The sequence below is a fragment of the Massilia sp. Root335 genome (assembly GCF_001425685.1).
Taxonomy (GTDB): Bacteria; Pseudomonadota; Gammaproteobacteria; order Burkholderiales; family Burkholderiaceae_D; genus Telluria; species Telluria luteola.
In genome coordinates this window covers 1-12,904 of record NZ_LMCY01000007.1, presented here as the reverse complement: position 1 = coordinate 12,904, position 12,904 = coordinate 1, and the positions used below count along the sequence as shown (strand labels likewise).

The 12,904-nt window shown below is 64.4% G+C and carries 10 protein-coding genes; 8 read left to right on the top strand and 2 right to left on the bottom strand.

Annotated elements, in window-relative coordinates:
- The first annotated feature begins 189 nt into the window (after positions 1 to 189).
- From grpE to ASC93_RS05450, 5 genes are all read left to right on the top strand, one after another.
- Positions 190 to 738 (top strand): nucleotide exchange factor GrpE, encoded by a 549-nt coding sequence (gene grpE, locus ASC93_RS05470; RefSeq protein WP_056438361.1) that lies wholly within the window; start codon positions 190 to 192, stop codon positions 736 to 738.
- 93 nt (positions 739 to 831) lie between these two features.
- The gene (gene dnaK, locus ASC93_RS05465; RefSeq protein WP_056438358.1) at positions 832 to 2,772 is read left to right on the top strand and encodes a molecular chaperone DnaK; all 1,941 of its coding nucleotides are present in this window, start codon (positions 832 to 834) and stop codon (positions 2,770 to 2,772) included.
- A 253-nt stretch (positions 2,773 to 3,025) separates the two neighbouring features.
- On the top strand, positions 3,026 to 4,150 hold the full coding sequence (gene dnaJ, locus ASC93_RS05460) for a molecular chaperone DnaJ (RefSeq protein WP_056438355.1): 1,125 nt from the start codon (positions 3,026 to 3,028) through the stop codon (positions 4,148 to 4,150).
- Between the two features lie 184 nt (positions 4,151 to 4,334).
- The gene (gene can, locus ASC93_RS05455) at positions 4,335 to 5,009 is read left to right on the top strand and encodes a carbonate dehydratase (RefSeq protein WP_056438351.1); all 675 of its coding nucleotides are present in this window, start codon (positions 4,335 to 4,337) and stop codon (positions 5,007 to 5,009) included.
- On the top strand, positions 5,009 to 5,371 hold the full coding sequence (locus ASC93_RS05450; protein ID WP_056438344.1) for a nucleotide pyrophosphohydrolase: 363 nt from the start codon (positions 5,009 to 5,011) through the stop codon (positions 5,369 to 5,371). The genes can and ASC93_RS05450 overlap by 1 nt, the downstream gene beginning before the upstream one ends.
- A 39-nt stretch (positions 5,372 to 5,410) precedes the next feature.
- Here the strand turns inward: ASC93_RS05450 and ASC93_RS05445 are convergent, their stop codons facing one another.
- Both ASC93_RS05445 and ASC93_RS05440 read right to left on the bottom strand, forming a co-directional pair.
- A complete protein-coding gene (locus tag ASC93_RS05445; RefSeq protein ID WP_056438333.1) occupies positions 5,411 to 7,063 on the bottom strand; it encodes a methyl-accepting chemotaxis protein in 1,653 nt (550 codons plus the stop codon).
- A gap of 264 nt (positions 7,064 to 7,327) precedes the next feature.
- Entirely contained in the window at positions 7,328 to 8,782 is a 1,455-nt protein-coding gene (locus tag ASC93_RS05440; RefSeq protein WP_056438331.1) for an NAD-dependent succinate-semialdehyde dehydrogenase, read from the bottom strand.
- Between the two features lie 262 nt (positions 8,783 to 9,044).
- On the opposite strand from ASC93_RS05440, the gene ASC93_RS05435 reads away from it, so the two are divergent.
- The 3 genes from ASC93_RS05435 to ASC93_RS05425 all read left to right on the top strand — a co-directional run bounded on the left by ASC93_RS05435 (position 9,045) and on the right by ASC93_RS05425 (position 12,791).
- Positions 9,045 to 9,815, top strand: coding sequence for a gamma-glutamyl-gamma-aminobutyrate hydrolase family protein (locus ASC93_RS05435; RefSeq protein WP_056438322.1), 771 nt, complete (start codon positions 9,045 to 9,047; stop codon positions 9,813 to 9,815).
- 126 nt (positions 9,816 to 9,941) lie between these two features.
- Positions 9,942 to 11,312, top strand: a complete 1,371-nt coding sequence (locus ASC93_RS05430; RefSeq protein WP_056438319.1) for a glutamine synthetase family protein — start codon at positions 9,942 to 9,944, stop codon at positions 11,310 to 11,312.
- 27 nt (positions 11,313 to 11,339) lie between these two features.
- The gene (locus ASC93_RS05425; protein ID WP_056438316.1) at positions 11,340 to 12,791 is read left to right on the top strand and encodes an aspartate aminotransferase family protein; all 1,452 of its coding nucleotides are present in this window, start codon (positions 11,340 to 11,342) and stop codon (positions 12,789 to 12,791) included.
- The last annotated feature ends 113 nt before the right edge of the window (positions 12,792 to 12,904 follow it).

Below are 12,904 nucleotides of genomic sequence, written 5' to 3'. Positions count from 1 at the left end.
ATAGTAGAACGGCCGGCTGTCGATGGTGACTACGAGCAAGTAAATCTTGTAACAAAAGACTACACCTTCTCATCCATATTAGTTCGGTGTCCCCTTGAAAATGTAGGCGATTGCCCCATATGCGGGCCTGTGTGACCGGTACAACCGTCCAATCCATCAGCCAAGTCCTTGATTTCAGGAGTTTTTTCGATGCAAGACCAAGAAAACCAAGAGGTGAGCAATCAGCCGGAAGCCGACGCCGCAACCGCCGCCGCGGCCCAGGGTGCGCCGGCAACGGAGCCCGGCCTCGAAGAACAGCTGAGCGCCACCGAAGCCAAGCTGGCCGAGATGCACGACGCCTTCATGCGTGCCAAGGCCGAGGCGGACAATATCCGCCGCCGTGCCCAGGAAGATGTGAGCAAGGCCCATAAATTCGCCATCGAAAGCTTCGCCGAGGCCATGGTGCCGGTGCGCGACAGCCTCGAGATGGCCCTGAAAGTCGAAGCGCCGACGGTCGAATCGATCAAGGAAGGCGTCGAGATGACCCTCAAGCAGCTCACCGCCGCGTTCGAGAAGAACCGCCTGATCGAAGTGATGCCGCAGGCGGGCGACAAGCTCGACCCGAACAAGCACCAGGCCGTGGCCGTGGTGCCGTCCGACCAGGAAGCGAACACCGTGGTTACCGTGCTGCAGAAGGGCTATATGATCGCCGACCGCCTGCTGCGTCCGGCCATCGTGACCGCCGCGGCACCGAAATAATGTTGCGATGGGGCTGAACAAGCTCTTGAAACTAAGCGACATTTCCCAATATTCGACACATCTGAAAAACTGAGTACTAAAAAGGAAAATATTATGGGCAGAATCATCGGTATCGACCTGGGCACCACCAACTCCTGCGTGGCGATCATGGAAAATGGTCAGCCCAAGGTCATCGAAAATGCGGAAGGCGCCCGTACGACGCCTTCGATCATCGCTTATCAGGAAGATGGCGAGATCCTGGTCGGCGCGCCGGCGAAACGCCAGGCCGTCACCAACCCGAAGAACACCCTGTTCGCGGTCAAGCGCCTGATCGGCCGTAAATTCGACGAGAAGGAAGTCCAGAAGGACATCAGCCTGATGCCGTACACGATCACCAAGGCCGACAACGGCGATGCGTGGGTCGGTGTGCGCGACAAGAAGCTGGCACCGCCGCAGATCTCGGCCGAAGTGCTGCGCAAGATGAAGAAGACCGCCGAAGACTACCTCGGCGAGGAAGTGACGGAAGCCGTCATCACCGTCCCGGCATACTTCAACGACTCGCAGCGCCAGGCGACCAAGGACGCCGGCCGCATCGCCGGCCTGGACGTCAAGCGCATCATCAACGAGCCGACCGCGGCCGCGCTGGCATTCGGCCTGGACAAGACCGACAAGGGCGACCGCAAGATCGCCGTGTATGACCTCGGCGGCGGCACGTTCGACGTGTCGATCATCGAGATCGCCGACGTGGACGGCGAGAAGCAGTTCGAAGTGCTGTCGACCAACGGCGACACGTTCCTGGGCGGCGAAGACTTCGACCAACGCATCATCGACTACATCATCGACGAATTCAAGAAGATCAACGGCCTCGACCTGTCGAAGGACCCGATCGCCCTGCAGCGCATCAAGGCCTCGGCCGAGCGCGCGAAGATCGAACTGTCGTCGTCGCAGCAGACCGAGATCAACGAGCCGTACATCGCCATGGCGAACGGCGCGCCGGTCCACCTGAACCTCAAGATCACCCGCGCCAAGCTGGAAGCCCTCGTCGAGGAACTGATCAACAAGACCATCGAGCCGTGCCGCGTCGCCATCAAGGACGCCGGCGTGAAGGTCACCGACATCGACGACATCATCCTGGTCGGCGGCATGACCCGCATGCCGAAGGTGCTGGAAAAGGTGAAGGAATTCTTCGGCAAGGAACCGCGCCGCGACGTGAACCCGGACGAAGCCGTCGCTGTCGGCGCCGCCATCCAGGGCTCCGTGCTGGCCGGCGACCGCAAGGACCTGCTGCTGCTGGACGTGACGCCGCTGTCGCTGGGTATCGAAACCCTGGGCGGCGTGATGACCAAGATGATCCAGAAGAACACCACGATCCCGACCAAGTTCTCGCAGGTGTTCTCGACCGCCGACGACAACCAGCCGGCCGTGACCATCAAGGTCTACCAGGGCGAGCGCGAGATCGCCGCCGGCAACAAGGGCCTCGGTGAGTTCAACCTGGAAGGCATCCCGCCGGCACCGCGCGGCACCCCGCAGATCGAAGTGACCTTCGACATCGACGCCAACGGCATCCTGCACGTGGGCGCGAAGGACAAGGCCACCGGTAAGGAGAACAAGATCACCATCAAGGCCAACTCGGGTCTGTCGGAAGACGAGATCCAGAAGATGGTGAAGGACGCCGAGCTGAACGCGGAAGAGGACAAGAAGGTCAAGGAACTGGCGGAGTCGCGCAACCAGGCCGACGCGCTGGTCCATTCGACCAAGAAATCCCTGACCGAGTACGGCGACAAGCTGGAAGCGGGCGAGAAGGAAAAGATCGAAGCCGCGATCACCGACCTGGAAGGTTCGATCAAGTCGGGCGACAAGGCCGAGATCGACGCGAAAGTGGCCGCGCTGTCGACCGCCGCCCAGAAGCTGGGCGAGAAGATGTACGCCGACATGCAGGCCCAGCAGGGCGCCGCCGGTGCACAGGCGGCCGGTGGCCAGCCGGGCGCGGAGTCGGCCAAGCAGGATGACGACGTCGTCGACGCCGACTTCAAGGAAGTCAAGGACGCCAAGTAATGACGTCCTGGCGGGGCAGGCCGAACGGCCGGCCCCGCCGCCGCAACCGCCGAGCCGAAGCGACCTCCTGGTGCCCGGCTCGGTTTTTTTGCGTAATCCAGACTCTGCGGGTCCGATCCTGCCGTTGTTTTTACGGCCGAGTCGAGCAGGCCCGTGATGCTCACTGTATACTCGTATCCTTTTGGCTGTGCGTTCGCGGGTAGCGCCCGGTCCGCCACAGTTCTTTTGTAGATAGACAGCAAGGTGCCGACAAATGGCAAAGCGTGATTTTTACGAGATCCTCGGCGTCGCGAAGAGTGCTTCGGAAGACGAGATCAAGAAGGCCTATCGCAAGCTTGCGATGAAGTACCATCCGGACCGCAATCCCGATAACAAGGAAGCGGAAGAGAAGTTCAAGGAGGTCAAGGAAGCCTACGAGATGCTGACCAATCCGGAAAAGCGCGAGGCTTATGACCGCTATGGTCACGCTGGCGTCGATCCGAACGGCGGCATGGGCGGCGGCTTCGGCGCCGGCGGCTTTGGCGATGCGTTCGGCGACATCTTCGGCGACATCTTCGGCGGCGGTGCGCGTGGCCGCAGCGCGGGCCCGCAGGTGTACCGCGGCGCCGACCTGCGCTACAACCTCGAAATTTCGCTGGAACAGGCCGCGGCCGGTTTCGACACGACGATCCGCGTGCCGAGCTGGGACAAGTGCGACACCTGCCACGGCAGCGGCGCCAAGCCGGGCACGTCGCCCGTCACCTGCGCGACCTGCCACGGCCACGGCCAGGTGCGCATGCAGCAGGGCTTCTTCTCGATCCAGCAGACCTGCCCGAAATGCCATGGCAGCGGCAAGATCATCCCGGAACCGTGCGCATCCTGCGGCGGCGCCGGACGCATCAAGCGCAACAAGACGCTGGAAGTGAAGATCCCGGCCGGCATCGACAGCGGCATGCGCATCCGCTCGACCGGCAACGGCGAGCCGGGCACGAACGGCGGGCCGCCGGGCGATTTGTACGTCGAGATCCACATCAAGCCGCACACCGTGTTCCAGCGCGAAGGCGACGACCTGCATTGCGAAATGCCGATCTCGTTCAGCAAGGCGGCATTGGGCGGCGAGATCGAGGTGCCGACCCTGGCCGGCAAGGTATCGTTCACGATCCCCGAAGGCACGCAGACCGGCAAGACCTTCCGCCTCAAGGGCAAGGGCATCAAGGGCGTGCGCTCGGGCTATGCGGGCGACCTGTTCTGCCACGTCGTGGTCGAGACGCCCGTCAAGCTCACCGACAAGCAGAAGGACTTGCTGCGCGAATTCGACCGCCTGACGAACGAGGGCGGCGCGAAACACAGTCCGCAGAGCAAGGGCTGGATGGATAAAGTCAAGGACTTCTTCGAATAAGGAGTCCCCGACCGCTGAACGGCATGCCTTCAGCGGTTTTTTTTGACCAAAATGTGGTCGATTAAATAAGCATCGTCGTCCCCGCGAAGGCGGGGATCGAATTTGTTCGCAGACCACGCAGTACCTGGGTTCCCGCCTGCGCGGGAACGACGGTATTGCCGTATATCGAATAAGGTAGAAAACCATGGCAAAGACCCCCACCGGCCTCACCGCCGCCGACCTCTTCGAACGCAACCGCCAGTGGGCGGCGTCGATGGTCAAGGAAGATCCCGACTTCTTCAAGGATCTCGCCTCCCAGCAGTCCCCGGAATACCTGTGGATCGGCTGTTCCGACAGCCGCGTGCCCGCCAACGAACTCGTCGGCATGGCGCCGGGCGAACTGTTCGTGCACCGTAACATCGCCAACGTCGTCTCGCATTCGGACCTGAACTGCCTGACCGTGCTGCAGTTCGCCGTCGACGTCCTCAAGGTCAAGCACATCATCCTGTGCGGCCACTACGGCTGCTCGGGCGTGGGCGCGGCGCTGAACAATACGCGCGTCGGCCTGGCCGACAACTGGCTCGGCCACGTGCGCGACGTGCGCGACATGCACGGCAAATACCTCGGCAACGTGGCCGGCACCGCCGCCACCAACCGCCTCGTGGAACTGAACGTCGCCGAACAGGTCATCAACGTGGCCCAGACGACCGTCGTGCGCGACGCGTGGGAACGCGGCCAGGCCGTGACGATCCACAGCTGGGTCTACGGCGTGCACGACGGCCTGCTGCGCGACCTGGGCATCACCGTCAGCAGCTACGAAGAGATCCAGCCGAAGCTGGACAAGATCCTGCAGGGCTACCTCGTGGGCGGCGACAAGTGATGCAGCCCGGCGGCGAGCTCGATCGGCTGCGCGCCATCGTGCGCGAATTCGTCGAGGAGCGCGACTGGGACCAGTTCCACACGCCGAAGAACCTGGCGGCGGCGCTGACGGTGGAGGCGGCCGAGCTGCTGGAACATTTCCAGTGGCTGCGCGACGGCCGGGCCGACGAACTCGGCGCGGACAAGCTCGTCGAGGTGCGCCACGAGATGGCGGACGTGCTCGTCTATCTCGTGCGCCTGGCCGACAAGCTCGACGTCGACCTGCTCGCCGCCGTGCAGGAAAAGATGGTGCTCAACCGGGCGAAATACCCGGCCGAGCTGGTGCGCGGCGACGCGCGCAAGTATCACGAATACAAACGATGAACGTCCACGCGTTCAACGTCGACATGACATGCCGCGCCATCAAAACGTTTCCCAGTTTCCCGCCGCAGCCAGCGCCGGACGCGTCACCGGACGCACGGCCGCGGCGGGGCGCCGCGGGGTGAATGCCGGCGCGGCGGCGACGGCCGCGTCCGGCAGGCGGAACGTGCTGACCATCTGCTCGAGCTCGCCCGACTGGTCCTGCAGCGACTGCGCGGCCGCGGCGGCTTCTTCCACCAGCGCGGCGTTCTGCTGGGTGACGGCGTCCATTTCGCTGACCGCCTGGTTGATCTGCTCGATGCCGGCCTCCTGCTCCTGGCTGGCGGCCGTGATTTCGGCCATGATGTCCGTCACGCGGCGCACGCTGTCCACGACGTCTTCCATCGTCGAGCCCGCTTCGTGGACGAGGCGGCTGCCTTCGTTGACCTTGCCGACCGAATCGTCGATCAGGGTCTTGATTTCCTTGGCCGCGCTGGCCGAGCGCTGGGCCAGGTTGCGCACTTCCGACGCCACGACGGCAAAGCCGCGGCCCTGCTCGCCGGCCCGGGCGGCTTCCACCGCGGCGTTCAGGGCCAGGATATTGGTCTGGAACGCGATGCCGTCGATGACGCCGATGATGTCCACGATGCGGCTGGCGGATTCGTTGATCGATCCCATGGTCGTGACGACGGCGGCGACGACGCTGCCGCCCCGGACCGCGACGTCGGACGCCGACTGCACCAGCTGGTTTGCCTGGCGCGCGTTTTCCGCGTTCTGCTTGACGGTCGAGGTCAGCTCTTCCATCGACGACGCCGTTTCTTCCAGCGCGCTCGCCTGCTGCTCGGTGCGGCTCGACAGGTCGAGGTTGCCCGTCGCGATCTCGTCGGTGGCCGTCGCCAGCGTGCGGGTGCCGTCGCGGACCTGGTGGACGATCGAACGCAGCGACTCGTTCATCGCCTTCAGCGCGGCCAGCAGTTCGCCCGTCTCGTCCTTCGAGTCGACCTCGATGCGACTGGTCAGGTCGCCGGCGGCGACGGTCGTGGCGATGCGCACGGCCTCCCGCATCGGACCGGTGATCGAGCGCGTGATGCGCCAGGCGATCACGACGGCCAGCAGGATCGCGGCGGCGGCCACGGCATACAGTACCACGCGCGCCTTTCCGTACTGGGCTGCGCCGGCGGCCTGGTCGGCCGCGTTGAGCTCGGTCTGCGCGCGGATCATCTCGGCGATCGCGTTGCGCCAGGCCGCGGTGGCCGGCTTCACCTTGGATTTCAGGACCTCGAAGCCTTCCGCCTGCTTGTTCAGCTTGCCCAATTCGGCCGCCTGGGCGATCAGGGGCGCGGAGGTCGTGCGTGCATCGGTGATCTTGCCCAGCAGGGCGCGCATGTCCGGCCGCGTCACCATCTTCTGCAACACGGCGTCGGCGCGGTCGTAAGCCTGCCAGCCGGCGCCGATTTCCTCGTACAGGCGCCTGGTTTCCGCTTCGTCCTCGGTCAGGATGATGTCGCGCACCGCGATCGTCACGCTGCGCTGTGCTTCGCGCATGTCGTTGGCGGCCTGCAGGCGCAGGTTGTTACCGTTGACGATATTGTCGACCGTGTTATTGAGGGTATTCATGTTGCTCAGCCCGGTCGCGGTGACCAGCACCAGCAGGGCCAATATCATGCCGAAGCCCAGCGCGAGGCGTTGGCCGATCTTGAGATTGTTCAGCTTCATTTTTCTGAATATGTTGAGTGTCGTTTTAGGGCGTGCGGATGCTCACTTCACAGGTGGGCGGCACGTGGCCTGCGTGTGAAGCTGAAGGGCATGGCGATACAAGGGAAGCGCGGCAAAGGCGATAATTTGTGCGCGGGGATAGGGCGCCGCAGTAATATTGCCGAGCGGAATAATTTTAGTAGGACTTGTCCTACATGACAACCAAAAAAGTTGTCATGTGGAAAATTGATAACGTGTATTGTCGTTCAGATGCCGCCGCAGGTTTTACATCCCGCCCAGGCAGATGTACTTGATGACGAGATAATCGTCCATGCCGTACTTCGACCCTTCGCGGCCCAGGCCCGACTGCTTGACGCCGCCGAACGGCGCGACTTCGTTCGAGATCAGGCCCGTGTTCACGCCGACCATGCCCGACTCGATCCGCTCGGCCACGCGCCACACGCGGCCGATGTCGCGCGCATAGAAATACGAGGCGAGGCCATATTCGGTCGCATTGGCGAGGGCGATCACGTCGGCTTCGGTCTTGAAGCGGAACAGCGGCGCCACGGGACCGAAGGTTTCCTCGTCCGAGATGAGCATCTGCGGCGTGACGTCGGCGAGGACGGTCGGTTCGAAGAAGGTGCGGCCCAGCGGATGGCGCTTGCCGCCCAGCAGCAGGCGCGCGCCCTTGCCCAGCGCGTCCGCGATGTGGTGCTCGACTTTCTCGACAGCCTTTTCTTCGATCAGCGGGCCCTGGTTCACGCCCGCATCCATCCCGTTGCCGACCTTGAGTTTCGCGACCGCGGCCGTCAGTTTGGCGGCGAACGCATCGTAGACGCCGTCCTGCACGTAGATGCGGTTGGCGCACACGCAGGTCTGCCCCATGTTGCGGTATTTCGAGGCCATGGCGCCTTCGACGGCCGCGTCGAGGTCGGCGTCGTCGAACACGATGAACGACGCGTTGCCGCCCAGTTCCAGCGACAGTTTCTTGATCGTCGGCGCGCATTGCGTCATCAGCCGGCGGCCGACCTGCGTGGAGCCGGTAAAACTGAGCTTGCGCACGATCGGGTTGGCGCACATCTCGGCGCCGATCGCCGTCGAATCGCCGATCACGATGGAAAACACGCCTGGCGGCACGCCGGCGCGCTCCGCCAGCACGGCCAGGGCGAGGGCGGAATACGGCGTCAGCCCGGCCGGTTTGAGCACGATCGGGCAGCCGGCCGCCAGCGCGGGCGCAACCTTGCGGGCGATCATCGCGGCCGGGAAATTCCACGGCGTGATCGCGGCGCACACGCCGATCGGTTCCTTCGTGACGACGATGCGGCGGTCGCGCGCGGGCGATTCCAGCACGTCGCCTTCGATGCGCTTGCCCTGTTCGCCGAACCATTCGAAGAACGAGGCGGCGTACGCGATCTCGCCCTTCGATTCGGCCAGCGGCTTGCCCTGTTCCGCCGTCATGATGGCGGCCAGGTCGTCGGCATTGTCGAGCATGAGGTCGTTCCACTTGCGCAGGATCAGGGCGCGTTCGCGCGCCGTCTTCTTGCGCCAGGCCGGCCAGGCGGCCTGCGCCGCCTCGATGGCGCGCCGGGTTTCGCGGGCGCCCATGTGCGGCACGGTGCCCAGCGTTGCGCCGGTGGCGGGATCGACGACGGCGACCGTCTTGCCTTCGTCGGCGCCGCACCAGGTGCCGTCGATATACGCCTGCTGGCGCAGGAGGGCGGGATCGTTGAGCTTCAGCATAAAGCACCTCGTCATATCGTTCGGACGTGCAAACTACGATACCACGTCGCGCCGGACCCTCCGGTCCGTTTGTGTTGGCATCGTTCTTCAGTTGACGTTAAGCTTTTGCTACGGGTTACACACAGCCAACCCAACCGACTAGCAGATTCCAGGGAAGCATCGACTTGGAATGCGGTTTCCTTGATCTGAAACAACGGCCACTCGCATTCGGACCGCTTTGTACGTATGATGGTTCCTGTGCGCTCACGACAAGGTAGAGACCATGCGCCCGATCGTTTTCGTCCCCGCTTGCACCCGCGATTTCGGTGAACACCCTTACCACGCGGCCCAGCACAAGTATGTCGACGCCGTCGTCATCGGCGCCGACTGCGCGCCGCTGATCCTGCCGTCGCTGGGGGAGGCGCTCGACCTGGAGACGATGCTCGCGCTGTGCGACGGGATCATGCTGACGGGCTCGGCCTCGAACGTTCACCCCAGCTATTATTCCCAGGAGCTGCTCGATCCGTCGCTGCCGCAAGACCCGGCACGCGACCAGACCACCTTGCCGCTGATCCGCGCAGCCGTGAAACGCGGCATTCCGATCATCGCGATCTGCCGCGGTTTCCAGGAAATGAACGTGGCGCTGGGCGGCAGCCTGCACCAGGCCGTGCAGGCGGTCCCCGGGCACTTCGACCACCGCGAGAATCCGGAACTCGGCATGGACGAGCAGTACGGCGACGCCCACAAGATCCAGCTCGTGCAAGGTGGCATGCTGCATCAGATCATTGGCCTGCCCGAAATTCCCGTGAATTCCCTGCATGGACAGGGCGTGAACGAACTGGCGCGCGGCCTCGTCGTCGAGGCGACGGCCGAGGATGGGCTCGTGGAAGCCTTCTCGGTGAGCGGCGCGCCCGGCTTCACGCTGGCCGTGCAATGGCACCCGGAATGGCGCATCGCCCACAATCCGCATTCCATGAAGATGTTCGGCGCGTTCGGCGACGCCTGCCGCGCCTACCGCTCGACCAGACCAGCAACGTCCAGGACACCGTCATGACCCCCGACGCGACATGGGCGGTCACGCCCGTCCCATAGCTTCCCTGATCCCTGCTCGACCCCCACGCAGCCTGCGGGCGGCGCGCCTGCGCGTGGCTGTATTCATTCAATGGACAGAGGAAACATCATGGCTATCCGCGACAATTTTTCGTATAACGACATGGACGAGTGGCTCAACGGCAAACGGGTCACCGAAATCGAATGCCTGGTCCCCGACCTGACCGGCGTCGCGCGTGGAAAAATCCTTCCGCGCGTCAAATTCACCGAAGACCGCGGCATGCGCCTGCCGGAAATCGTGCTGGGCATGACCGTGACGGGGAACTCCCCGTCCGACGACGACGCCTTCGACCGCGCGATCTCGACGACCGACCGCGACATGATCCTGAAGGCCGACCCCGGCACGATCACGATGGTGCCGTGGGCCGTCGATCCGACCGCGCAGGTGATCCACGACTGCTATTTTTCCGACGGCAAGCTGGTCGACTTCGCCCCGCGCAGCGTGCTGCGCCGCGTGCTGAAACTGTATGCGCAAAAGGGGTGGAAGCCGCTCGTCGCGCCCGAGCTGGAGTTCTATCTCACGGCAAAAAATATCGACCCCGACCTGCCGCTGGCCGCGCCGATCGGCCGCAGCGGGCGCTCGGAGACGAGCCGCCAGGTCTACAGCATCGACGCCGTCAACGAGTTCGATCCGCTGTTCGAGGACATCTACGATTACTGCGACATGATGGGCCTCGACGTCGACACGCTGATCCACGAGATCGGCGCCGGCCAGATGGAAATCAATTTCCAGCACGGGGAACCGCTGGGCCTGGCCGACAAGGTGTTTTATTTCAAGCGCACCCTGCGCGAAGCGGCGCTGAAACACGATATGTACGCCACCTTCATGGCCAAGCCGATGGCTGGCGAGCCCGGCTCGGCGATGCACGTGCACCAGAGCGTCGTCGACGAGGAATCCGGCCGCAACATCTTCAGCAACGAGGACGGCTCGCCGTCCGACCTGTTCCGCCACTACATCGGCGGCCTGCAGAAATACATGCCGTCGGCGATGGCGATCGTCGCGCCGTACGTGAACTCGTACCGCCGCATCGTGCGCCACACGGCCGCCCCGATCAACCTGCAATGGGGCGTGGACAACCGTACCGTGGGCTTCCGCGTGCCCGTGTCCGGCTCGCAGGACCGGCGCGTGGAAAACCGCGTGATCGGCGCCGATGCGAACCCCTATCTCGCGCTGGCCGTCACGCTCGCGTGCGGCTACCTCGGCATCCAGGAACATCTGGAACCGACGCCGAAGGTCGAGGGCAGCGCCTACAAGATGAAGGTCGAGCTGCCGCAGGGCCTGTCCGAAGCGCTGACCGTGCTGCGCAGCGACGACCGCCTGCGCGACATCCTCGGCGAACGCTTCATCGACGTCTATTCCGCGGTCAAGGAACTGGAGCACCAGGAATTTATGACGGTCATTAGCCCGTGGGAACGGGAACATCTGTTACTGCACGTGTGACCATGCGACGACGACGAGGAGATCATCATGACTATCGACACCATGGCATTCGAGGCAGGCCTGCGCGCGCCGGCCCGGGACGAGGTTGACACGCGCCTGGACACCCGCGCATTGCAACAGCTCGACAGCGCCCATTTCCTGCACCCGTTCACCGACCACGGCGCCCTGAGCGCGCGCGGCGCGCGCGTGATGGTGCGCGGGGAGGGCGTCTACCTGTGGGATTCGGACGGCAACAAGACCATCGACGGCATGTCCGGCCTGTGGTGCGTGAACGTGGGCTATGGCCGCACGTCCATCACGCAGGCCGTCGCGCGCCAGATGGACGTTCTGCCGTTCTACAACACCTTCTTCAACACGACGAACGTGCCGGCCGTGAAGCTGGCGGAAAAGCTCGCGGCCCTGGCACCGCCCGGCTTCGAGCACGTGTTCTTCACCAGCTCCGGCTCGGAAGCGAACGACACGGCGCTGCGCATGGTCTGGCGCTACTGGCAGCTGATGGGCCAGCCGGAGCGGCACATCGTCATCAGCCGCCGCAACGCCTACCACGGCAGCACGATTGCCGGGGCATCGCTGGGCGGCATGGCCGGCATGCACGCCCAGGGCGCGTTGCCGATTCCCGGCATCCATCACATCGAGCAGCCGAACTTCGCCGAGCACGGGCGCGGCCTGTCCGAAACGGAATTCGGGCTGCTCGCGGCCGACTGGCTCGAACAAAAGATCCTGGAACTGGGCCCGGCGCGCGTCGCCGCCTTCATCGGCGAGCCTGTGCAGGGCGCGGGCGGCGTCATCATCCCGCCGCAGACCTACTGGCCGCAAATCCAGCGCATCTGCGACAAGTACGGCATCCTGCTCGTGTCGGACGAGGTCATCTGCGGCTTCGGCCGTCTCGGCACGTGGTTCGGCTGCGAGCGCATGGGCATGCGGCCGGACCTGATCCCGTTCGCGAAGGGCGTCACGTCGGGCTATGTGCCGCTGGGCGGGGTGCTGGTCGGCGAGCGGGTGGCGCGCGCGCTGATCGAGCGCGGCGGCGACTTCAACCACGGTTTCACGTATTCCGGCCACCCGGTCGCCTGCGCGGCGGCGCTGGAAAACCTGCGCATCATCGAGGACGAGAAACTGGTCGACAAGGTCGCGCGCGAGACGGGCCCGCACCTGAAGGCCGCGTTCGCGCGCCTGGCGGACCACCCGCTCGTCGGGCACGCGGAAAGCATCGGCATGACGGCGGGCCTGAACCTCGTGCGGCGCAAGGGCGCGACGGTGCACGACTGCGAACCGTTCGCGCGCGAGCTGGGGGCAGGGATGGTGTGCCGGCAGCACATGTTCGACAACGGCGTCATCATGCGCGCCGTCGGCGACCGGATGATCGTGGCGCCGCCGCTCGTCATGAGTTGCGCGCAGATCGACGAGATGGTGGAGCGGATACGCGTTTGTCTGGACCTGACGTTGGCGGATGTGGTTGGGCGGGGGTGGATGGACTGAATCTGGATGCTGAACTTGGGTCCCCGCCTTCGCGGGGACGACGGTTTTGAGGCCAACGCAGGAACGGTGCCAACGCTATTCTTGCGTTATCACCAGCACGTCGTCCCTGCGCA

Bases quoted from the DNA above. Each gene is read 5' to 3' on its own strand.
- ASC93_RS05450 (WP_056438344.1), top strand. From the start codon at position 5,009: ATGCAGCCCGGCGGCGAGCTCGATCGGCTGCGCGCCATCGTGCGCGAA.
- ASC93_RS05440 (WP_056438331.1), bottom strand. From the start codon at position 8,782: ATGCTGAAGCTCAACGATCCCGCCCTCCTGCGCCAGCAGGCGTATATC.
- can (WP_056438351.1), top strand. From the start codon at position 4,335: ATGGCAAAGACCCCCACCGGCCTCACCGCCGCCGACCTCTTCGAACGC.
- ASC93_RS05435 (WP_056438322.1), top strand. From the start codon at position 9,045: ATGCGCCCGATCGTTTTCGTCCCCGCTTGCACCCGCGATTTCGGTGAA.
- ASC93_RS05445 (WP_056438333.1), bottom strand. From the start codon at position 7,063: ATGAAGCTGAACAATCTCAAGATCGGCCAACGCCTCGCGCTGGGCTTC.
- ASC93_RS05430 (WP_056438319.1), top strand. From the start codon at position 9,942: ATGGCTATCCGCGACAATTTTTCGTATAACGACATGGACGAGTGGCTC.
- dnaJ (WP_056438355.1), top strand. From the start codon at position 3,026: ATGGCAAAGCGTGATTTTTACGAGATCCTCGGCGTCGCGAAGAGTGCT.
- grpE (WP_056438361.1), top strand. From the start codon at position 190: ATGCAAGACCAAGAAAACCAAGAGGTGAGCAATCAGCCGGAAGCCGAC.
- dnaK (WP_056438358.1), top strand. From the start codon at position 832: ATGGGCAGAATCATCGGTATCGACCTGGGCACCACCAACTCCTGCGTG.
- ASC93_RS05425 (WP_056438316.1), top strand. From the start codon at position 11,340: ATGACTATCGACACCATGGCATTCGAGGCAGGCCTGCGCGCGCCGGCC.